22 protein-coding genes are annotated in these 21,636 nt (G+C 70.7%); 18 read left to right on the top strand and 4 right to left on the bottom strand.

Annotation, left to right across the window (positions count from 1 at the left end; all coding sequences use genetic code 11):
* Positions 1 to 40: 40 nt before the first annotated feature.
* Positions 41 to 418 (top strand): hypothetical protein, encoded by a 378-nt coding sequence (locus tag EDD90_RS35420; protein WP_260328323.1) that lies wholly within the window; start codon positions 41 to 43, stop codon positions 416 to 418.
* Positions 419 to 422: 4 nt separating this feature from the next.
* Here EDD90_RS35420 and EDD90_RS35415 read toward each other — a convergent pair whose 3' ends face one another.
* Positions 423 to 596: a DUF397 domain-containing protein gene (locus EDD90_RS35415; RefSeq protein WP_123976943.1), complete on the bottom strand. Its 174-nt coding sequence runs from the start codon at positions 594 to 596 to the stop codon at positions 423 to 425.
* Between the two features lie 4 nt (positions 597 to 600).
* Positions 601 to 1,125, bottom strand: a complete 525-nt coding sequence (locus tag EDD90_RS35410) for a DUF5753 domain-containing protein (RefSeq protein ID WP_185149341.1) — start codon at positions 1,123 to 1,125, stop codon at positions 601 to 603.
* A gap of 55 nt (positions 1,126 to 1,180) precedes the next feature.
* On the opposite strand from EDD90_RS35410, the gene EDD90_RS35405 reads away from it, so the two are divergent.
* The 3 genes from EDD90_RS35405 to EDD90_RS35395 are packed head-to-tail and all read left to right on the top strand — an operon-like array spanning position 1,181 to position 2,017.
* Positions 1,181 to 1,354, top strand: coding sequence for a hypothetical protein (locus tag EDD90_RS35405; RefSeq protein WP_185149340.1), 174 nt, complete (start codon positions 1,181 to 1,183; stop codon positions 1,352 to 1,354).
* A 5-nt stretch (positions 1,355 to 1,359) separates the two neighbouring features.
* Entirely contained in the window at positions 1,360 to 1,773 is a 414-nt protein-coding gene (locus EDD90_RS35400) for a hypothetical protein (protein WP_123976941.1), read from the top strand.
* Positions 1,766 to 2,017, top strand: coding sequence for a hypothetical protein (locus EDD90_RS35395; RefSeq protein WP_123976940.1), 252 nt, complete (start codon positions 1,766 to 1,768; stop codon positions 2,015 to 2,017). The genes EDD90_RS35400 and EDD90_RS35395 overlap by 8 nt, the downstream gene beginning before the upstream one ends.
* 70 nt (positions 2,018 to 2,087) lie before the next feature.
* On the opposite strand, the gene EDD90_RS35390 is transcribed toward EDD90_RS35395, so the two are convergent.
* On the bottom strand, positions 2,088 to 2,624 hold the full coding sequence (locus EDD90_RS35390; protein WP_093502957.1) for an HNH endonuclease: 537 nt from the start codon (positions 2,622 to 2,624) through the stop codon (positions 2,088 to 2,090).
* A 338-nt stretch (positions 2,625 to 2,962) separates the two neighbouring features.
* Between EDD90_RS35390 and EDD90_RS35385 the strand changes: the two genes are divergently transcribed.
* Positions 2,963 to 4,066 (top strand): mechanosensitive ion channel family protein, encoded by a 1,104-nt coding sequence (locus EDD90_RS35385; protein WP_123976939.1) that lies wholly within the window; start codon positions 2,963 to 2,965, stop codon positions 4,064 to 4,066.
* A 133-nt stretch (positions 4,067 to 4,199) separates the two neighbouring features.
* Positions 4,200 to 4,820, top strand: a complete 621-nt coding sequence (locus tag EDD90_RS35380) for a Uma2 family endonuclease (protein ID WP_123976938.1) — start codon at positions 4,200 to 4,202, stop codon at positions 4,818 to 4,820.
* Between the two features lie 7 nt (positions 4,821 to 4,827).
* Here EDD90_RS35380 and EDD90_RS35375 read toward each other — a convergent pair whose 3' ends face one another.
* Entirely contained in the window at positions 4,828 to 5,376 is a 549-nt protein-coding gene (locus tag EDD90_RS35375; protein ID WP_123976937.1) for a hypothetical protein, read from the bottom strand.
* A 249-nt stretch (positions 5,377 to 5,625) separates the two neighbouring features.
* Between EDD90_RS35375 and EDD90_RS35370 the strand changes: the two genes are divergently transcribed.
* The 12 genes from EDD90_RS35370 to EDD90_RS35315 all read left to right on the top strand — a co-directional run bounded on the left by EDD90_RS35370 (position 5,626) and on the right by EDD90_RS35315 (position 21,584).
* The gene (locus EDD90_RS35370) at positions 5,626 to 6,459 is read left to right on the top strand and encodes a hypothetical protein (RefSeq protein WP_123976936.1); all 834 of its coding nucleotides are present in this window, start codon (positions 5,626 to 5,628) and stop codon (positions 6,457 to 6,459) included.
* 264 nt (positions 6,460 to 6,723) lie between these two features.
* Positions 6,724 to 7,935, top strand: coding sequence for an ROK family transcriptional regulator (locus tag EDD90_RS35365; RefSeq protein ID WP_123976935.1), 1,212 nt, complete (start codon positions 6,724 to 6,726; stop codon positions 7,933 to 7,935).
* 111 nt (positions 7,936 to 8,046) lie between these two features.
* A complete protein-coding gene (locus tag EDD90_RS35360; protein WP_123976934.1) occupies positions 8,047 to 9,393 on the top strand; it encodes an ABC transporter substrate-binding protein in 1,347 nt (448 codons plus the stop codon).
* A gap of 2 nt (positions 9,394 to 9,395) precedes the next feature.
* Entirely contained in the window at positions 9,396 to 10,337 is a 942-nt protein-coding gene (locus EDD90_RS35355; RefSeq protein WP_123976933.1) for a carbohydrate ABC transporter permease, read from the top strand.
* 2 nt (positions 10,338 to 10,339) lie between these two features.
* A complete protein-coding gene (locus EDD90_RS35350; protein ID WP_123976932.1) occupies positions 10,340 to 11,236 on the top strand; it encodes a carbohydrate ABC transporter permease in 897 nt (298 codons plus the stop codon).
* Between the two features lie 6 nt (positions 11,237 to 11,242).
* Positions 11,243 to 12,511 (top strand): 6-phospho-beta-glucosidase, encoded by a 1,269-nt coding sequence (locus tag EDD90_RS35345; protein ID WP_123976931.1) that lies wholly within the window; start codon positions 11,243 to 11,245, stop codon positions 12,509 to 12,511.
* Positions 12,502 to 13,473: an N-acetylglucosamine kinase gene (locus tag EDD90_RS35340; protein ID WP_123976930.1), complete on the top strand. Its 972-nt coding sequence runs from the start codon at positions 12,502 to 12,504 to the stop codon at positions 13,471 to 13,473. The genes EDD90_RS35345 and EDD90_RS35340 overlap by 10 nt, the downstream gene beginning before the upstream one ends.
* Positions 13,474 to 13,883: 410 nt before the next feature.
* Complete coding sequence (locus EDD90_RS35335) at positions 13,884 to 15,269, top strand: hypothetical protein (protein ID WP_398926468.1); 1,386 nt, start codon at positions 13,884 to 13,886, stop codon at positions 15,267 to 15,269.
* 14 nt (positions 15,270 to 15,283) lie between these two features.
* A complete protein-coding gene (locus EDD90_RS35330) occupies positions 15,284 to 16,321 on the top strand; it encodes a glutamate ABC transporter substrate-binding protein (RefSeq protein ID WP_398926465.1) in 1,038 nt (345 codons plus the stop codon).
* Positions 16,322 to 16,368: 47 nt separating this feature from the next.
* Positions 16,369 to 17,694, top strand: coding sequence for a hypothetical protein (locus EDD90_RS35325; protein ID WP_123976929.1), 1,326 nt, complete (start codon positions 16,369 to 16,371; stop codon positions 17,692 to 17,694).
* A 2-nt stretch (positions 17,695 to 17,696) separates the two neighbouring features.
* A complete protein-coding gene (locus tag EDD90_RS35320; protein WP_185149339.1) occupies positions 17,697 to 20,216 on the top strand; it encodes a serine/threonine-protein kinase in 2,520 nt (839 codons plus the stop codon).
* A 3-nt stretch (positions 20,217 to 20,219) separates the two neighbouring features.
* Positions 20,220 to 21,584, top strand: a complete 1,365-nt coding sequence (locus EDD90_RS35315; RefSeq protein WP_123976928.1) for a PP2C family serine/threonine-protein phosphatase — start codon at positions 20,220 to 20,222, stop codon at positions 21,582 to 21,584.
* Positions 21,585 to 21,636 lie beyond the last annotated feature (52 nt).

Below are 21,636 nucleotides of genomic sequence, written 5' to 3'. Positions count from 1 at the left end.
GTCCCGGAGGCGCAGGGGCCCCCGGGACCGGAGCACGCACGTGCCCGGGTACGCAAAAGCGCTGACCGGGCTCACCGCGCTCGCGGCCGTGCTGCTGCCACTGGCCGTGCTGGGGCATCCGGAGGTCTTCGGGCCGCCGACCGTGATCCGCAACACCCTGGGCTGTACGGGTGTCACGGCGGCGGCCGCCGTACTGCTCGGCGCCCGGCTGAGCTGGCTGCCGCCCTTCGCTTATGTCGGTGCCGTGTACCTTGCCTCAGCGGGGCCGCACGGTCGCTGGACGGCTCTGTGGGCGTGGCCCGTGCAACCCGGGGCACAGCCGGCCGCCTGGGCGGCGGCGCTGGGCGCGTTCGCGGTGGGCGGCGGACTGTACGTCGTACACGGCGCGCGTCCCGAGGGCCCACGCAGCGGCGGCTGACCGATCAGCGTTGCGACGCGACGAACTCCGCCCAGGCCTTCGGGGCGAGGCGGAGTATCGGGCCGTCGGGGGTTTTGGAGTCGCGCACGGCGACGGTTCGGGGGATGTTGCGGGCTACTTCGAGGCATTCGCCGGCGGTACTGCTGTAGCTGGATTTGGCGAAGTCGAACTCATGCATGAGGTCACATCTCCTGGCGAATGGCATCGATCAGCAGAGCCGAGTCGTGCTGGGCGAGGCTCAGCCTCGCAGTACGTTCGAAAAACGCGCTGTACGCGGTGCTTTCGGCCTCACTCTCCACCCACACAGTAGACGCGATGGTGTCAGCGTGGACCACGTCCACCGCAGCGGCTTCGGCGAACGAGATGATCGTGAACGCCCCCGGGATACACGGATGTCCACCCGCGTGGAAGGGCAGCACCTGGAGTCGTACGTTCGGCAGCTTGGCCACTTCCAGCAGGTGTTCCAACTGCGCGCGCATCGTGTCGGGCCCACCGACCAACTGCCGTAGCGCGGCCTCCCAGACGATGGCGTACACCTGAAGCGGGCGCTCCTCATGGAGGCGTTCCTGTCGGCGCATGCGGATCTCGACGAGGCGCTCGATCTCATCGGGGTCCTCCCACACCCCCGCGCCTTCGCTGATGGCCAGCGAACGGGCGTACTCGGCAGTCTGGAACAGGCCGGGAACGAGCGAGAGTTGCGCCACCACACCCGCTGCACTCCGCGTCGAGGTGAGCGACCCCCGCGGTGAACGGCTGCCCTGTATGCGTGGCGTAACCGGAGAGGATCAGTTCGGGCGAGGGTTACTGCTGGTCGGAGCACTCGCGGACGACCGGGGCGTGGGGCCGCGGGCCGGTGTGGGCAAGACCGTCTGGGCGGAGTGGAGCCTCGCTCTCACCCTCTGCGGTACGGATCCGCTCGCGCGGCCGGAGGAGTGACGGGAATGGCGCTAGCGTGGGCCCGTGCCGGAAAGGTGCTCGACGAGCGGAAGGGGCGGCCGATGACGATGCCGTACGCGGACGAGGACGCTCCGCTCATTCCCATGCCCGAACTGAAGCTTCCCGCACTCCGGCAGGCCGTGGCCACCGTCGCGCCGTCCCGCCTCCCCGAGTTCTTCGAGGACCTCCAGAAGGCGTTCGTACGGGCCGGCGACGAGGACAGTGTCGTACCGATCCGGATGTTCTACCGGCAGTGGGGTGTCGTGGTCGAGATCGAGCGCCACCCCGGGACAGCGCGTCGGCTGCACGCCGCCGAGCAGGCCGTCAACAGCCCCGACCCGGCCGTACGTGAACAGGCCATCCGTGCCGCCGGGGAGATCGTGCGCGCCGCGCATCGCAAGGTCGCGGGTGGTGGCTGACTGGCGCTGGGAGCTGTTCCAGGACGACCTGCTGGACGGACTTCCGGATGCGGCCCGCGCCGAGACGGAGCGACTGGCGAATGAGATCGCCGTGCGCGAGTCCATGGTCTTCCTGGAGGGGGCCGCCTATACCGGACCCGGTCCCGGTGTGCGCGACGAGAGCCGGGGGCTGCTGATGCTCACCTATCTGACCGACGTGCGAGGTGAGCGCATCGTGATCGTCCAGGTGAGCTGGTTCGGCTGAGACACCCCGTCCACGCCGTAGGGCCCCGTGGCCGGACCCGCAGCCACGGGGTACGCGAAAGCCCGGATCGTCAGGCGGAGATGCCGTCGATCCGGGCCAGGGCGTCGTCCGCGCCGTACGGCTGCAGGTACGGCAGCCAGCGCGGGTCCCTATGGCCGGTGCCGATGATGCGCCAGGCCAGGCCGGTGGGTGGGGCTGGTTTGTGCCGCAGCCGCCAGCCGATCTCGAAGAGATGGCGGTCGGCCTTGACGTGGTTGCAGCGGCGGCAGGACGCCACCACGTTGTCCCAGACGTGCTGACCCCCGCGACTGCGCGGGATGACGTGGTCGACGCTGGTTGCGACGCCACCGCAGTACATGCACCGGCCCCCGTCGCGCGCGAAGAGCGCCCTTCGAGTGAGAGGAACGGGCCCCCGGTAGGGAACCCGTACGAATCGCTTGAGCCGGACCACGCTGGGTGCGGGGACTGTGACGGTTGCGCTGTGCATATAGGCGCCGGATTCCTCCAAGGCGACTGCCTTGTTCTCCAGGACGAGGATGAGCGCGCGGCGGAGCGGTACGACGCCGAGCGGCTCGTACGACGCGTTGAGGACCAGGACATGCGGCACGGGTGCCTCCTTGGGCGTCGGCGGCGCGTGGCTCGCGCCGGGACGATCTGTGGCCAGTCTCCCCTCTTGCCTGGTGGACGCGCCACCATGTCCCGGTAACGGGCTGGGAGTGTTTTCGACCACACCGCATTCATCCCCCGGTTGCCCGCCTCTTCAAGCGGGCCTGTTCAGGCGGGGTGAGCACAGTCTCTCCTTCTTGTATCGGTGGGGCGCACACCCAGTGCCCCGTTAGTGTGGTTGTCCTGCCCGTCCGGTGACCTTTTCGTGACCTTGACCGCCGTACCTGACCCGGAACGCCGTACCGGAGGGCAGTACCGCACCGCCTGGAGGTACCCGCCGTGTCCTTGCCCGCCGTCCTACTGGCCGCCGGTTCGTCACCGTCGCCGACTCCCTCGGAGTCGTCGACCCCGGCGGTGCCCACGCTCCAGGACGCCCAGGAGAGCGCCACGAACGCCGCGAGCTGGGTCGAGCAGAACTGGTCGACCTGGCTCGCGATCGGTCTGAAGGTGCTGCTGATCCTGGTGATCGCGGTGGTGCTCAGAAACGTCGTGCTGCGGGCGATCACCAAGCTCATCGACCGCATGAACCGGACGGCCGAGTCGGCGGAGGGCACGACCCTCGGCGGACTGCTGGTCAACGCCGAACGGCGGCGGCAGCGCTCGCAGGCGATCGGGTCGGTGCTGCGGTCGGTGGCGAGCTTCCTGATCCTGGGCACGGCAGCGCTGATGGCGCTGTCCGCCTTCCAGATCAACCTCGCGCCACTGCTGGCCTCGGCCGGTGTCGCCGGTGTCGCGATCGGCTTCGGCGCCCGCAACCTGGTCACGGACTTCCTCTCCGGCGTGTTCATGATCCTGGAGGACCAGTACGGCGTCGGCGACTCGATCGACGCCGGGGTGGCCTCCGGCGAGGTGGTCGAGGTCGGCCTGCGGGTGACCAAGCTGCGCGGCGCGAACGGCGAGATCTGGTACGTCCGCAACGGAGAGATCAAGCGCATCGGCAACCTCTCGCAGGGCTGGGCCACGGCCGGGGTGGACGTCACCGTCCGGCCCACCGAGGACCTGGACCGGGTCCGGGCCACCCTCGACGAGGTCGCCGAGAAGATGAGCAAGGAGGAGCCCTGGAACGAGCTCCTATGGGGCCCGATCCAGATCCTCGGCCTGGACTCCGTCCTCATCGACTCGATGGTGGTCCGCCTCTCCGCCAAGACCATGCCGGGCAAGGCGGTGACCGTGGAGCGCGAGCTGCGCTGGCGGATCAAGCGGGCCTTCGACGCGGCGCACATCCGGATCGTCGGCGGCGAATCGGCCGTACTGCTGGACGAGGAGGCCGCGGACCCGGTGGCGGTGGTGGCGGCCCCGTCCGTCTTCTCCGACTCGGACTCGCCGCAGGTGGCGGCTACGGCGCCGATCGCCTCGCAGCGGCCGGCGACGCCCGGGAAGTAGCGGAACGGTTCAGCACGCTCGTTCGAGTGAAGGGTGGGGCATTCCGGCGTCTTACAGCGCCCGGGGTGCCCCATCGTTCTGCCGGGGCGCCCAGCGCGGGCTTAGCCTGGCATCAGCGTGAGGAGAACCAGGGATGAGCGCCGAGCCGATCATGGAGAAAATCATGACGGAGCAGGACCCCATCGATCTGTTGATCGCGATCGAAGAGGCGTCGGTGGCGCCGATTCGGCCCGAGTACATCGAGGGGATGGCCATCGTGCCGCCGACGGCGAACGACAACCACAACGACGGCGCGTTCGAGCTGAGTTTCCAGTTCCGCTCAGCCGGCTTCCGACTCGTGGGCATGGGCAACGGCTATCGAGCCGCCCACGAGGACGGCAAGACGATGACGCTGTTCGTCCCCGACTTCTACATCCGCCGACGCAGGGCGACCGAACTCGACGAGTCGTATCGCAAAGCGCACAAGGGCTGGTACCCCGTGGACATGATCGCTCTCGTCGGCGAGGTCACCTCAAGCAACCACGAGACCGACACCGGGCCCAAGTTCCGCACCTACGCCGCCGTCGGCATCCCCGTCTACGTGCTCATCGACCGCCGCACCAAGACGGCCCACTGCTACTCGGACCCCGTCCTCCCCGGCGACGACCCCACCGAGGCCTACTACAACACCGACGTCAAGGTCGACCTCGGCGAGCCCCTCCCCCTCCCGGCCCCCTACCCCACCCTGGACACGGCCCCGTTCCTCGAGGACTGACCGGATCTCACCCTGCCCGCTTCGTCGGCTGCAGCGTGCGCAATATCTGACAGAGCGCGATGAAGACGGCGCCCTGGAAGAGGAGGACGTCGCTCTTGAGGCCCTTGCCTGCGCGGACCTCGACACGGGCCTCCCCCGAGGACTCGTCGAAGGTGACCGTCCCGTCGGCGGACGCCCTGCCCCGCAGCGGGCGCCAGCGGAAGTCCACCGGATTGCCCTCGCCGACCTCGAACGCCCGCCGGGCCGAGCCCAGTTCGGCACGGACGAGGGCGAGCGGGATGCCGGTGAGGACGTATGTCTGAGTGTGGTCCAGGGCGTTCTCGGAGGCCTCGATGCCCAGCCCGCGCGCCGCGCGCACCAGCACACCGGTCCGCCAGGCGGCCCACGGCAGGGCAAGCAGCGCCCAGGCCACCGGGATCCCCGCCAACCGGCCGAAGGCCGACCAGGCGATGCCGTCGTCGACGAAGTCCATGACGCACATCGTCAGCATCAGCGGCACGAAGTCGGCGAAGGCGCTCAGCAGCAGCCGTACGAACAGCCGTCTTCGAGGGGTCATGATCTTCGCGCTCTCCTGGCCGGTGTCGGGATCAAGAGACAGGAAGCTCTATGAAGAGGCCTGTTGACCAGGCACAACGAAGATCGTGACGGAGCCGTGACCCTCACCCGCCATCCGGCCGGATTCAGATGACCTTCACAGCTCCCCCGCATTATCGGCGCGCACCGCGATGATCTAGGGTCACCCCACCACGGGTCCTTGTTCTGGAGCGCGACGTCGCCCGGGGACCCGTTCCGAATGTGGGGATACATGAGAAAGCTCGCCATAGGCGCCGCCCTGTCGGGTGCCCTGGCCCTGGCCGGTATCGCGGCGCCCGCCGCCTCCGCGGCCACGAGCACGCCCGACCTGAAGTTCACCGGCGTGACGGTGAACAACGGCAAGGCCATCGTCGTCGGCACCACCAAGACGGTGAGCGTGCCGGTGACGTACACCCTGACCCGGCCGGTGGACGTGAACATCGACGGCGACACGACGTTCGCCGGGGTGATCCTGTACCGCGGCACCCTGAAGTCGCTGCAGAACATGGTCGGCCCCGACGACGTGCCCACCTGCACGACGACGGCGACGACGGACACGACCGTCACCGCCAGCTGCACCGAGAAGATCGTCATCGACCCGCAGGGCGACCTGTCCGAGGCCGCCGACGCGACCACCTGGAAGGCCGGTGGCCTCTACTCCTACACCGACGGCACCAGCTCGGACGACTTCCTGAGCTTCAACTCCGGCACCGCGGTCTGGGGCAACCTGGGCACGGCGAAGCTGCAGCGCGCGGCCAAGCTGACCGCCGACGCCTCGCCGGAGCCGGTGGCCAAGGGCAGGACGATCACCGTCAAGGGCAAGCTGACCCGGGCCGACTGGAACGCCGCCGCGTACAAGGGCTACTCGGGGCAGCAGGCCGTCCTGCAGTTCCGCCCCGCGAGCAGCACGACGTACACCACCGTCAAGACCATCACCTCCGGCACGGGCGGCGCGCTGTCCACGACCGTGAAGGCGTCGAAGAGCGGCTACTACCGCTATGTCTTCGCCGGTACGGCGACCACCGCGGCGACGAAGGCCGCGGGCGACTACATCAAGGTGAACTAGCACCTTCGACCCCCTCGCCACAGGGCCCGCCCGGTCTCCCGGGCGGGCCTTTCGCATGTCCGTGCCCGTTCAAGCCCAGGTAACGACTGCATTGCCGCGCCGGCGGGCTATTGACGCCCCCCTTCCGGCGGCCTACGTTTTCCAGCCAACAGGAAACTTTCCTAACAGTGATCAAGGACGAACGACTCCGACGGGTCTCCCGGGTGGACCGATCACCCAGGTCACTGGGAAACTGAGCGGCTGGAAAGGCAGGTGTCGAACCACATGGCAGGAACCGCCGGTACGCCGGGCACCCCTCGCGTGCTGCGCGCCATGAACGACCGCGCCGCACTGGACCTGCTGCTGGAGCACGGCCCGCTGTCGCGCACCCGGATCGGCAAGCTCACCGGCCTCTCCAAGCCGACCGCGTCCCAGCTGCTGGCCCGCCTGGAGGCGGCCGGGCTGGTGCTGGCGACCGGCACCAGCGAGGGCCGCCCGGGGCCCAACGCCCAGCTCTACTCGGTCAACCCCGCCGCCGCCCATGCCGCCGGGCTCGACGTCAACCCCGCCCGGATCCGCGCCGCCGTCGCCGATGTCACCGGCCGTACCGTCGGCGAGTTCGAGCTGCCGACCCCGGGCAGGCGCCCCGCGCAGTCCGTCGTACGGCAGGTCACCGACGCCCTCGACGGCGCCGTGAAGGCGGCCGGGCTGGCCCGCGACGACATCCGCCGGGTCGTCATCGGCACCCCCGGCGCCTTCGACCCCAACACCGGCCGGCTGCGCTACGCCTCGCACCTGCCCGGCTGGCACTCCCCCGCGCTGCTCGACGAACTCGCCGCCGCGCTGCCGATGCCCGTCGAGTACGAGAACGACGTCAACCTCGCCGCCATCGCGGAACAGCGGCTCGGCGCGGCCCGCGGGCACGGCGACTTCGTGCTGCTCTGGAACGAGGAGGGCCTCGGCGCCGCCCTGGTCCTCGGCGGCCGGCTGCACCGCGGCTGGACCGGCGGCGCCGGCGAGGTCGGCTTCCTGCCGGTGCCGGGCACCCCGCTGGTGCGCCAGGTCACCAAGGCCAACAGCGGCGGTTACCAGGAGCTCGCCGGTTCGCAGGCGGTGCCCCGGCTCGCCCGCGAGCTGGGTATCGAGGACCTGCCCACCGGCTCGCACTCCGAGGTCGCCGCCGAACTCGTCGGCCGCGCCGCCGATCACGGCACCGGACCGCACCACGAACTCCTGCGGACCTACGCGACCCGGCTCGCCACCGGTCTCGCCTCCCTCGTCTCCGTCCTCGACCCCGAACTCGTCGTCCTCAGCGGCACCGTCCTCACCGCCGGCGGCGAGGTGCTTCGCGCCCTCGTCCAGGCCGAGCTGGAGGAGCTGGCGGCCGCCCGGCCGCGGCTCGTCGTCGGCGACGTCCGTGAACACCCCGTGCTGCGCGGCGCGCTGGAGAGCGCGCTCGCGACCACCCGCGACGAGGTCTTCGACACCTCACGCTGACCCGCCCCCGCACCCGCACCCGCACCCGCACCCGCAACAGACCCCCGCACAGGCCCTTTCCCGCTCCGCACCGGTCCTTCTCTGTTCCGCCCGCCCCTGGGAGATCCCGCCATGCCCATACCCTTCGCTGCCCGAAAGACGGCTTTTGCCCTGACTGTGCTGACCAGTTCGCTGGCCCTGCTCACCACCGCCTGTACCGGCCAGTCCTCCTCCGGCGCCTCCGACGACGCCTCCGCGAACACCACCATCAACTTCTGGCACGCCTGGAGCGCCCCGAACGAGGTGAAGGCGGTCAACGCGCTGATCGCCGGCTTCGAGAAGGCGCACCCCAACATCCACGTCAACGTCGTCTCCAACATGACCGACGACAAGATCAACCAGGCGCTGCGGAGCGGCGGCGACAAGGCCCCGGACGTCATCTCGTCGTTCACCACCAACAACGTCGGCAAGTTCTGCTCCTCGGGCGCGCTGGTCGACCTGAACCCGTTCTTCAAGAAGTCCGGCATCGACCCGGAGACGACGTTCCCGAAGGCGATGAACGAGTACACCCAGTACGACGGCAACCGCTGCACGGCTCCGCTGCTCGGTGACGCGTACGGCCTCTACTACAACAAGACGGCGTTCAAGAAGGCCGGCATCACCAGCCCGCCGAAGACCTGGACCGAATTCCAGGCGGACGCCAAGAAACTGACCATCACCCAGGGCGACGGCTACAAGCAGCTCGGTTTCATGCCGGACTACCACGGCTGGGAGACCACGACCGAGCACTACGCGGCGCAGTTCTCGCCGACGTACTTCACCTCCGACGGCAAGTCGAACATCGCCAAGGACCCCGCCTTCACCGAGGCGTTCACGCTGCAGAAGAACCTCGTCGACGGCCTCGGCGGGTTCCAGAAGCTGGAGAAGTACCGGGCGACGCTCGGCGACGAGTGGGGCGACAAGCACCCCTTCCAGACCGGCCAGGTCGCCATGCAGCTCGACGGCGAGTGGCGGCTCGGCATGGCCCTCGCGACCAAGCCGAAGTTCGACATCGGCGTCGCCCCGCTGCCCGTGCCCGACGACCAGGTCGCGCAGTACGGCAAGGGCTACATCACCGGCACCATCGCCGGTATCGCCGCCACCAGCAAGAAGCAGAACGCGGCCTGGGAGTTCGTCAAGTACATCACCACGGACACGGACGCGGTGGTGAACTTCTCCAACGCCATCCACAACGTGCCCTCGACGCTGGCCGCCCTGAAGTCGCCGAAGCTGAAGTACGACCCGCGCTTCAAGACCTTCCTGGACATCGCCGCGAACCCGAACTCCACGACGTCCCCCGCCTCCATCAACGGCGGTGTGTACCTGGCGACGATCCAGAACTTCGGATACGACTACGAGAGCGGCAAGGTCAAGAACCTGAAGTCCGGTCTGGAGGCCACGGCCCAGCAGATCGACACGGACATCGCGCAGGCGAAGTAGCGATGAGCACCATCACGTTGGCGTCGAAGCGCCGCAGGTCGGCGCTTCGGACGGCCGCCTTCATGTCGCCCTGGCTGATCGGGTTCTCGGTCTTCTTCGCGTATCCGATGCTCTCCACGGTCTACTTCTCGTTCATGCACTACGACGGTTTCAGACCGCCGACGTGGAGCGGCACGAAGAACTGGACGTACGTCTTCGAGCACTACCCCTACTTCTGGCCCGCACTGCGCAACACGCTCTGGCTGGTCCTGGTGACCGTCACGCTCCGGGTCCTGTTCGGGCTCGCCATCGGCCTGCTCATCACGAAGATCAAGACGGGTACGGGTGTCTTCCGCACCCTCTTCTATCTGCCCTACCTGGCCCCGCCGGTGGCGGCCACCATGGCCTTCGCGTTCCTCCTCAACCCCGGGACGGGACCGGTCAACTCGATCCTGGAGAAGATCGGCATCCCGGCACCGGGCTGGTTCAACGACCCGGCGTGGTCCAAGCCCGCCCTCACCCTGCTGTTCCTGTGGGGCGTCGGCGACCTGATGGTGATCTTCATGGCCGCGCTCCTGGACGTGCCCAAGGAGCAGTACGAGGCGGCCGAGCTGGACGGCGCCTCGGGGTGGCAGCGGTTCCGGTTCGTCACCCTCCCCAACATCTCGCCGATCATCATGTTCGCCGTCGTCACCGGCGTGATCGCGGCCATGCAGTGCTACACCCAGCCCCTGATCGCCGGAAAGGTCGCCTCGGGCGTGATCCAGGGCGCGGGTACCCAGTTCGAGCCCGGCTACCCGGAGAAGTCGACCCTCACCCTCCCCCAGCTCATCTACAACCTCGGTTTCCAGCGCTTCGACTACGGCTCCGCGTGTGTCGTCGCCCTCGTCCTCTTCGCCCTGTCCATGGTGTTCACCGCGTTCCTGATGCGGCGCCGGGGCGGTCTCATCCAGGCAGGTGACTGACGATGACCCAAGTGCTGGACCGGCCGGCGCAGCTGACGCCCCAGCCGGTGTCCGCGGCCGAACGCTCGGCCCGCCGCAAGGCCCTGCTCAACTGGGTGGCGGTGCACTCCCTCGGCGTCGCCGCCGCCCTGTTCTTCACGCTCCCCTTCGTGTTCGTCTTCCTGACCTCGCTGATGAGTGACAGCCAGGCACTGAGCCGGGACCTGATCCCGCACACCTGGGAATGGGGCAACTACCGTCGGGTCTTCGACACCCCGGGCTTTCTGACCTGGTGGAAGAACACCCTGCTCTACGCCGGCCTCGGCACCGTCCTGACCGTCGTCTCCTCGCTGCCGGTGGCGTACGCGCTCGCCAAGTTCCGCTTCCGGGGCCGCAATCTCTCCCTGATGCTGGTGATCTCGATGATGATGCTGCCGCCGCAGGTGGTCGTCATCCCGATGTACCTGTTCTGGGCGAAGCAGCTCGACCTCTCCGGCACCCTGTGGCCGCTGATCGTCCCGCTGGCGTTCGGTGACGCGTTCTCCATCTTCCTGCTGCGCCAGTTCCTGATGACCATTCCGAACGAGTACCTGGACGCGGCGCGGGTGGACGGCTGCGGCGACCTGCGGACCCTGCTCACGGTCGTCGTCCCGATGGCGAAGCCGGGCATCGCGGCGGTGGCCCTCTTCCAGTTCTTCAACGCCTGGAACGACTATTTCGGCCCCCAGATCTACGCCTCGGAGAACCCGGGCGCCTGGACCCTCTCCTACGGCCTGGAGTCGTTCAAGGGCATGCACCACACCGACTGGAACCTGACCATGGCCGCGACCGTGCTGGTCATGGCCCCCGTGATCCTCGTCTTCTTCTTCGCCCAGAAGGCGTTCGTCGAGGGCGTCACGCTCACCGGAGTGAAGGGTTAACCAAGCATGAAACTCACCGTGGTCGGCGGAGGCTCGACCTACACCCCCGAACTCATCGACGGCTTCGCACGGCTCCGGGACACCCTGCCCGTCGAGGAACTGGTCCTGGTCGACCCGGCCGCCGAACGCCTTGAACTGGTCGGCGGACTGGCCCGCCGCATCTTCGCCAGGCAGGGCCATGACGGCCGTATCGTCACCACCTCCGACCTGGACGCGGGCGTCGAGGGCGCCGACGCGGTGCTGCTGCAACTGCGCGTCGGCGGCCAGGCGGCCCGCCAGCAGGACGAGACCTGGCCGCTGGAGTGCGGCTGCATCGGCCAGGAGACGACCGGCGCGGGCGGCCTGGCGAAAGCCCTGCGCACGGTCCCGGTCGTCCTGGACATCGCCGAACGCGTCCGCCGCACCAACCCGAACGCCTGGATCATCGACTTCACCAACCCGGTGGGGATCGTGACCCGCGCCCTGCTCCAGGCCGGCCACAAGGCGGTCGGGCTGTGCAACGTGGCGATCGGCTTCCAGCGGAAGTTCGCGAACCTGCTCGGCACCACCCCGTCCGAGGTCCACCTCGAACACATCGGCCTCAACCACCTCACCTGGGAGACGGCGGTCCGCCTCGGCGGCCCCGAGGGCGACAACGTCCTGCCCAAGCTGCTCGCGGAGCACGGCGAGACGATCGCCGCGGACCTGAAGCTGCCCCCGGCCCTCCTCGACCGCCTGGGCGGCGTCATCCCCTCCTACTACCTGCGCTACTACTACGCGCACGACGAAGTGGTGCGCGAGCTGGGCACCAAGCCCTCCCGGGCCGCCGAAGTCGCGGCAATGGAGCAGCAGTTGCTGGAGATGTACGGCGACCCTGCCCTCGACGAGAAGCCGGAGCTGCTCGCCAGGCGGGGCGGCGCCTACTACTCCGAGGCGGCGGTGGACCTGGCCGCGGCCCTGCTCGGCAGCACCGGGAACCCCTACCAGGTGGTGAACACCTACAACGGCGGCACGCTGCCCTTCCTCCCCGACGACGCGGTGATCGAGGTGCAGGCGGCGGTGGGCCCGTCCGGCGCCCTGCCGCTGGCCGTGGCGGACGTCGACCCGCTGTTCGCGGGCCTGGTGGCGAACGTGACGGCGTACGAGGAACTGGCCCTGGAGGCGGCGCTGCGCGGCGGCCGGGACCGCGTCTTCAGGGCGCTGCTCGCCCACCCCCTGGTCGGCCAGTACGAGTACGCCGACGGCCTGACCGACCGACTGATCGCGCACAACCGGGAGCACCTCGCGTGGGCCTGACCGCAAGTGTCCTCGCCATCGACGCGGGCAACAGCAAGACCGACGTCGCGGTGGTGGCGGCGGACGGCACCGTCCTCGCCACCGCCCGCGGCGGGGGGTTCCGGCCGCCGGTGGTGGGCGTGGAACAGGCCGTGGACGAGGTGGCGGCGGCGGTCGCCGAGGCGTACGACGCCGCCGGGGTCACCTCGGTCGCACATGTCTCGGCCTGCCTCGCCAACGCCGACTTCCCCTTCGAGGAACGGCAGTTGGCCGCCGCGTTGCACACCCGCGGGTGGGGTGCGACGGTCGAGGTCCGCAACGACACCTTCGCGATCCTGCGGGCCGGCGCGACCGAGCCGCGCGGAGTCGCCGTCGTCTGCGGCGCCGGCATCAACTGCGTCGGCATGCGCCCCGACGGCCGCACCGCCCGCTTCCCCGCGCTCGGCCGTATCTCCGGTGACTGGGGCGGCGGCTGGGGACTCGCGGAGGAGGCCATGTGGCACGCGGCGCGCGCGGAGGACGGCCGCGGGGAGAGCACGGCCCTCGCCCGCACCCTGCCCGCGCACTTCGGGTACGGCACCATGCTCGCGCTGATCGAGGCGCTGCACGTGGAGGAGGTCGATCCGGTCCGCCGCCACGAGCTGACGCCGGTGCTGTTCGCCACGGCGGCCGACGGCGACCCGGTGGCCCGCACGATCGTGGACCGGCTGGCGGAGGAGGTGGTGACCATGGCCATGGTCGCGCTGACCCGCCTGGAACTGCTGGACGAGGAGACACCGGTGCTGCTGGGGGGCGGGGTACTGGCGGGGGGCCATCCCCAACTCGACGACGGGGTACGCGAACTGCTGGCGGCCCGCGCCCCGAAGGCGGTCCCGAGGGTGGTGACGGCGCGACCGGTGCTGGGGGCGGCCCTGCTGGGACTGGACGCGGTGGGGGCGGGGGCCGACGTGCAGGGGAGGGTGCGGGGGTACTTCGAGGGGTGACGGGGGTGGGGGCTGGGGCGGGGGGTGTCGCTTACCGGCGCTGGCAGGGTGCCGCTGCGCCCACCCGTGCCGCCCTGCGGCACGCCTGCCCGCAGCTATGTGACTGACGCGACTGCAGCGCCCCGTCAGGGGCGCTGGGGGTACCCCCGGCCGAAGGCTGGGGGAGGAACTGCGCGACCAGCCCCCACCGACCCGCAGCCGAGGACGGCGCCCAGCCAACCCCACGCCCCCGGCCCCCGCCCCGGAACGCGCGCTTCCGCACCACCCCTCCGGAACCGAACCGATTCCCCCGGCGTGTTCATGGGCAGGGGTTCCACTGCGATCCGATCAAGATCCAGTGACGGCCGGTGCCGAATGTCAGTCCGGGCGGCGATACTGGTCGGCGACCGGATGGCCATGGGGGAGGTCGAGTGACACACCCGCCGATCAGCAGCGCGGCACCGCCAGGAGCAGGCTCCGCCCTGCCCACCCCGCCACCCCCTCGGCGCACCGCATTCGCAGAGGGCATCGACCAGTTGCGCACCGCGGCGACGACGGAGCCCGGCCGGCTCCGTCTCATCGGCGCCGTCCTCGCCCTCCTGATCGTCGCCTTCGGTGCCGTCACCGCCTGGCAGATGACCGCCCGCGCGAACGCGGCCGACGACGTGCTGCACCACAGCCAGCCGCTCAGCTCCGACGCGGCCGAGATCTACCGTTCGCTGGCGGACGCCAACACGGCCGCGTCCAGCGCCTTCCTGGCGGGCGGTCAGGAGACGGACGCATCCCGCGAGCTGTACGAGTCGGACATCCGGAACGCCGCCACGCTGCTGGTCACCGCCGCCTCCAACGCGGAACCCGGCTCGCCCGCCGACAAGGCCGTGACGAAGCTGAACACGCTGCTGCCGGAGTACAAGGGGCTCGTCGAGCGGGCCAGGGTGTACAACCGGCAGGGCTACCCGGTCGGCGGCGCCTACCTGCGGTACGCGAACGACAAGATGCAGCAGGACATGCTTCCGACGGCGCAGGACCTCTACGAGACGGAGAACACGCGGCTGTCGTCCGACTACGCGGACGCGACCCCGTACCCGTGGGCGGCGATGGCCCTCGGCGTCGTCGCCCTCGCCGCGCTCGCCTGGGCCCAGCTGCGCCACTACCGCCGTACCAACCGCCTGCTGAACCACGGCCTGGTCGCGGCTTCCGGGGCGACCGTCGTCACGCTGCTGTGGCTGGTCGTCGGCCATGCCGTCGCCCGCTCCGGCCTGGAGGGTTCCTACGAGCACGGCGTCCGCTCGCTGACCGTGCTGCACGACGCCCGGATCGCCTCCCTGAAGGCGCGCGGGAACGAGAACCTGAGCCTGGTGTCCCGGGGTGCCGAGACCATCGAGGTCGACGGCAAGAGCTACGACACGTACTACTACCACTTCGACCAGGAGATGGCCGCCCTCGGCGACGGCCTCGCACAGGCCGCGAAGCTCGCGGACGGCCCGGCGGACAGCAAGCCCGTCGTGGCGGCCGAGGCGAACATGAAGGCGTGGAAGCAGCGGCACTCGGCCGCCCGTCAGGCGGACGAGAACGGCGACTACCAGACGGCGCTGGACGAGGTGATCGGCACGAAGGACGCGACCGCCGAGTGCTTCGAAAGCGTCGACAAGAACCTGAACACCGCGTTGACGCTGGAGAAGCACGAGTTCCAGCAGCGGGCCACCGACGGGCGGGACGCGATGACCGGACTGCCGATCGGTGCCGCCATGCTGGGAGTCGCGGCCGCGTCCGGCGCGCTGTTCGGCATCGGGCGCAGGCTTTCGGAGTACCGGTGAGAGGGGGCGTGGCGGTGTTCGTGCGAAGGTTGAGGTCCTCCCTGCGCGGCTGGGGCGGGGTGGGTGCGATGGCCGTCGGGTGTGTCCTGGCACTGGCGTTCGTCCTGCTGCTGCCTCTGACCCAGTCCCACGGCGAGGGCGGCGACGGCGGCACGCTCGGCGGGCAGGGCCTCGCCAACGGCAGCCAGGCGAAGGCCGGCTCCTGCCAGGAGTCCGAGGCGCAGAACGACACCTGGTCGCCGTCGAGCGCCGACGGCCCGACCATCGAGGCCATCAAGGCCCGTAAGGGCGACGCCCGGAAGCTGATCGTCGGCGTCGACCAGAACAGCTACCGCTGGGGCTACCGCAACCCGAACAACTCCGATGCGGATCTGGAGGGGTTCGACATCGACCTGGTGCACCAGATCGCCCGGGACATCCTCGGCGACGCGAACGCCGTGATCTTCAAGGCGATCCCGACGAGCCAGCGGATACCGGCGGTCGAGGACAAGCAGGTCGACATGGTGGTGCGCACCATGACCATCAACTGCGAGCGGCTCGCCGATGTCGCGTTCTCCGCGCCGTACTTCAAGACCGGCCAGCAGGTGCTGGCGCCCAGGTCCTCGTCGATCAGGGGATACGACGCGACCCTGGCGCACAAGACGGTGTGCACGGCGGACACTTCGACGGCGTTCAAGAAGGTGACCGCCGACAAGGCCTCCGGGAAGCTGCCCTCCTCCGTCAAGGTCGTCACCGTTCCCAACCAGCTGGACTGCCTGGTGCGGTTGCAGCTCGGCGAGGTCGACGCGGTGATCACCGACGGCGCGCTCGCCGCCAGCCAGGCCGCCCAGGATCCGACGCTCAAGCTGGAGGGCCCGGCGGTCACCACCGAGTACTACGGCGTGGCGATGAACAAGTCGGCACAGGACCTGGTGCGTCGGGTCAATCAGATTCTGGTCGACTACCGGGCCGACGGCTGGCAGGCGTCGTACGACCGATGGCTGTCGGCGACACTGGGAACGGACTCGTCGGCGTCGAAACCGCCCGCGCCGCAGTACCTGCGCAAGAGCTGACCCGCATCCGCGAGCCCAGCCCCGACAAGCGAAGCGAGAGGTGATCGATGGGCGTCACGGACCCCGCCGGGCCGGTGATGGACCGGGACGAGGTGGACCGTGCGCTGGCGCGGCTCGGCGCGGAGCACGAGGCGATCGAGACCTCGCTCCTCGCCCTGCAGGACCACGCGGGCCGCAGACTCCTCGAAGGCGCCGAGCTCACGGGGACGACCCGGGAGCGGTGGACGGCCGCGGAGGCATCGATCACCCTGCTGTGGGCGTACTTCGACGCCTACACGGACGCGTTGCACACCGCCCGGGAGATCCGGGCCCGGCGCCGCTGGTCCAGCCGTGAGGACCTGGTGGAGCTGACCGAGCTGCTGCGCGGCGACTCGATCACCGTGGCGGGCAGCGCGACGGCCACGGCGAACGCGCCGACGCTGCTGTCGGCGGCGGGCCGGCTCAGCGAGCGTTTCTCGCTGGCAGCCCTGGTCGACCGGATGAACGAGCTGTACGCGACCTCGCTGGACATGGTCGTCACCGCCGACGCGGTGTGGTCGGCGCTGCCCGCGCGGATCGATTTACTCGCCGCGGAGCTGCAGCGCACCCGCAAGCTGGCGCACTCGGTCGGGGTGCGTCCCGGCGAGCACCCGGCGGGCGACGACCTGGAACGGATCACCCGCATACTGACGAAGCTGCGCGAGGACGTGGTCTCGGACCCGCTGGCCTTCTGGGTTCCGGCGCCGGGGAGTTCGGCGCCGGGCGGCGGCCGTCCGGACACCACGGTGTACGACCGTCAGGCGCGGGCGCTGGAGGAGGTGCGGCGGGAGATCGACGCCGTGCTGACGGTACGGCAGGACGCCGAGGCCCGGCTGATCAAGCTGCGGGACGTGCTGTCCCGCGCGGACCGCACCCTCGCCGAGGCGCGCACCGCGCGCGGCGAGGTGCTGGCGAAGATCGCGGCGACCGAGGTGCCGGTGGTGAGCGGCCCGCCGACCGTGCTGCAGGAGCAGCTGGCGACGGCCGCCGAGTACCGCAGGCAGGCCCAGTGGCACCGGCTCTCACCGCTCCTGGAGTCCCTGGAGCAGAAGGCCGAGGACGAACTGCTTAGGGCCCGTGAGTCATTGACGGCGGTCACCGCGCCGCTGGCGGTGCGCGCGGAGCTGCGCGGCCGGCTGGACGCGTACAAGGCGAAGATGGCCCGGCACGGGCTGGCGGAGGACCCGTTCCTGATCGAGCGGTACGACGCGGCCCGGCGGATGCTGTGGAGCGCGCCCTGCGACCTGCGGGTCGCGGGGCAGGCGGTGCTGCGCTACCAGCAGGCGGCGGCGGAGGCGCTGGGCGCCCCGCGCGTGCCGCAGCAGAGCGGACCCGAGGACCGGAGGGGGGAGTGACGGTGAGTCAGGCGGGACAGTCGTGCCAGCGGCCGGGCTGTGAGGGGTCGTACGAGGACATGGGCGGCGGTGAGCTGTACTGCGACACCTGCGGTCTGGCCCCGGTCGTCTCGGCCAAGGGGATGGTCGGCTCGCCGGCCACCGGGCTGACAGCGGGCGGCAAGGACTCGGCGGGCAGCGGGAGTTCGCGCTCCAGCGGCCGCAGCAGCCGTAGCACCTCGCGTACGTCGTCGCAGTCGTCGAAGTCACGGCGCTCGGTATCGGGGCGGCTCTCGCGCTCCCTGTCGGGGAAGTCGACGGGCCGTTCGGTGTCGGTGCGCAGCTCCGGTTCGGCGACGAGCGGGTCCGGGCGCAGCCGGCTGGGCGCGGGCCTGGTCGCGGTGCCGCAGGTGCCGAAGCCGGATCCGCGCGAGATGGTCCTGGAGAACCCCGAGGTGCCCGAGCGGAAGCGGTTCTGCTCGCGCTCCGACTGCGGGGCGCCGGTCGGGCGTGCACGCGGTGACCAGCCGGGCCGGACCGAGGGGTTCTGCACCAAGTGCGGCAACCCCTACTCGTTCGTGCCCAAGCTGAAGTCCGGCGATGTGGTGCACGGCCAGTACGAGGTCGCGGGCTGTCTGGCGCACGGCGGTCTGGGCTGGATCTACCTGGCCGTGGACCGGGCCGTCGCCGACCGCTGGGTGGTGCTCAAGGGTCTGCTCGACACCGGCGACCAGGACGCGATGGCGGCCGCGATCTCCGAGCGGCGGTTCCTCGCGGAGATCGAGCACGCCAACATCGTGCGGATCTACAACTTCGTGGAGCACCTCGACCAGCGCACCGGCTCCCTCGACGGCTACATCGTCATGGAGTACGTCGGCGGCAAGTCCCTCAAGGAGATCGCCAACGCCCGCCGCACCCCGGAGGGCCGCCGCGACCCGCTGCCGGTGGAGCAGGCGTGCGCGTACGGTATCGAGGCCCTGGAAGCCCTGGGCCACCTGCACAGCCGCAACCTGCTGTACTGCGACTTCAAGGTCGACAACGCCATCCAGACCGAGGACCAGCTCAAGCTGATCGACATGGGCGCGGTGCGCCGGATGGACGACGACGAGTCGGCCATCTACGGCACGATCGGCTACCAGGCCCCGGAGGTCGCCGAGGTCGGCCCGTCGGTCGCCTCCGACCTGTACACGGTCGGCCGTACCCTCGCGGTCCTCACCTTCGACTTCCAGGGCTACACGACCGTCTTCGTGGACTCGCTGCCCGACCCGGACAACATCGAGGTCTTCCGGCAGTACGAGTCCTTCTACCGGCTGCTGGTCCGGGCCACCGACCCGGACCCGGCCCGCCGGTTCGCCTCTGCGCAGGAGATGGCCGAGCAGCTGACCGGGGTGCTGCGCGAGGTCGTGTCGGTGCAGACCGGCACGGCCCGGCCCGCCCTGTCGACGCTGTTCGGGCCCGAGGTGAAGGTCACGGACACGGAGCTGTTCCCGAAGCTGGCCGGGGACGTGTCCCGGCTGGGCGCGCGGGCGGTCGCCTCCAGAACCCTCGCGCTGGAACCGCCGGGGGTGGAGGCGGCCGCGAACGGCCCCGCCCCCGCTCTCGTCAGGCCGATAGCCACCCCGGCCGCCGCCCTCGCCCTGCCGGTCCCGCTGGTCGACCCGAACGACCCCAACGCCGGTTTCCTGGCGGGCCTGATGATGACCTCCTCGGCGGGCGAGCTGCTCGGGGCGCTGGCCGCCGCGCCGGCGCGGACCGTGGAGACCCGGCTGCGCCAGATCCGCGCCCGGCTGGAGAGCGGCGACCACCAGGCCGCCCTGACCGAGCTGGGCGAGCTGGAGGAGGAGCACCCGGAGGACTGGCGGGTGGTCTGGTACCGGGGCGTGGGGGCCCTGGTCACCGGCGACTTCGAGGGCGCCGCGCTGTCCTTCGACGCGATCTACGACGCCTTCCCCGGCGAGAGCGCGCCCAAGCTGGCGCTCGGCCTGTGCGCGGAGGTGCTCGGCCAGCTGGACAACGCGGCCGAGTACTACCGGCTGGTGTGGGCGACCGACCCGGGATTCGTGAGCTCCGCGTTCGGCCTGGGCCGGGTGAAGCTGGCGGCGGGGGACCGGCGCGGTGCCGTACGGACGCTGGAGTCGGTGCCGGAGGCCTCCATCCACTACACGGCGGCCCGGGTGGCGGCCGTACGGGCGCGGCTGCGGCACCGGACCGCGGCGGCCGACGACACGCCGTTCCTGGACGATCTGACGGCCGCCGCCGGGCAGATCGAGGCGCTGGACGCGTACGGTCTGGACCCGGCCCGGCGTGAGCAGTTGTCGGCGGAAGTCCTCGGCTGCGCGCTGGACTGGATACTCTCCGGGGGCCAGGGCGTACAGCCCGCGACCGGCGGCCGGGTGCTGCTCGGCAGTGGTCTGGACGAGCGGGGCCTCCGCTTCGGCCTGGAACGCTCGTACCGCACGCTGGCCAGACTGGCGACCGGCGGTGAGGAGAGGATCGACCTGGTGGAACGGGCCAACCGTTACCGCCCCCGGACGTGGGTGTAGTTGATGTCGCAGATGCCCCAGCAGGCCGCACCGGCGAAGTGCCCGAGCTGCGCGGAGCCGCTCGAATCGGGTGACCTGTTCTGCGGTGCGTGCGGGTACGACCTGTCGGCCGTGCCCGCCGCGCCCCAGGATCACCCGACCCTCACCATGGGCGCCTCCGGTGTGGGACCCTCCGGTGTGGACTGGCCCCCGCCCGAGCCGGAGAGCTCCGAGACGCCCGCTGCCCCGCATCTGCCGACCGACCTGCCCGGCACCGACTCGGGCGGCAGGCCGCTGCCGGGCTCGCCGCCGCACGGCTCGCCGGTGTCGCCGGCCTCCGGGGTGCGGTTCGACCGGACGCCGGAGCCGGACGAGGACTACGCGCTGCAGGCGCCGGACCCGCGGGTGGCCGCCTCCGCCGCCGAGAGCGCCGAGTCCGCCGGGGCCTCCGGGTCCGTGGAGTCCGCCGGGCCGGCGAAGGTGTGCGTGGCCTGCCGGGCGGGCCGGGTCGACGACGACGGCTACTGCGAGAACTGCGGGCACGCCCAGCCCCGCGAACGCGACCACATGGAGCAGGAGTCGGGCCCGGTGGCCGCCGTCAGCGACCGCGGGCTGCGCCACCACCGCAACGAGGACGCGTTCACCGTCGGCCGGGCCGTGCTGCCCGACGGCACCCCGGCCCTGCTCGCGATCGTCTGCGACGGCGTCTCCTCGGCGACCCGCCCCGACGAGGCCTCCATGGCCGCCTCCCGGGCCGCGAGCGAGGCGCTGCTGGCCGCGCTGCCCCAGGGCACGCATCCGCAGGCCGCGCTGCACGAGGCGATCGTCGCCGCCTCCCAGGCCGTCAACGCCCTTGCCGAGGAGCCCCCTTCGGCCCGTGAGCACGCCCCGCACCAGAACGCCCCGGCGTGCACGATCGTCGGCTCGATCGTCACCTCGGGCCTGCTGGTCGTCGGCTGGGTCGGCGACAGCCGCGCCTACTGGGTGCCGGTGGACCCCGGCACCCCGGCGGTCCGGCTCACCGAGGACGACTCCTGGGCCGCGCAGATGGTGGCCGCGGGGCTGATGAGCGAGGCGGAGGCGTACGCCGACGAGCGCGCCCACGCGATCACCGGCTGGCTCGGCGCGGACGCCTACGAACTGGAGCCGCACACCGCTTCCTTCAAGCCGGACCGGCCCGGTGTGGTGGTGGTGTGCACGGACGGCCTGTGGAACTACGCGGAGACGGCCGAGGAGATGTCCGAGGTGGTGCCCGCCGACGCCGTCCAGCGACCGCTGCACGCGGCCCGGGTCCTGGTCGGTCACGCCCTGGACGGCGGGGGCCACGACAACGTAACAGTGGCGCTGCTCCCGTTCCCCGCGCCGCCGCAGGGGGCAGGATCCGCCTGAGGCCGCCTCAAAACGGCCGTAAACGGGATAGTGACACCACGGGAATCGACGA

This window comes from Streptomyces sp. Ag109_O5-1, assembly GCF_003814875.1.
GTDB classification, from domain to species: Bacteria; Actinomycetota; Actinomycetes; order Streptomycetales; family Streptomycetaceae; genus Streptomyces; species Streptomyces sasae.
The sequence above is the reverse complement of the archived record's forward strand: the minus strand, read 5'-3'. Positions and strand labels throughout refer to the sequence as shown.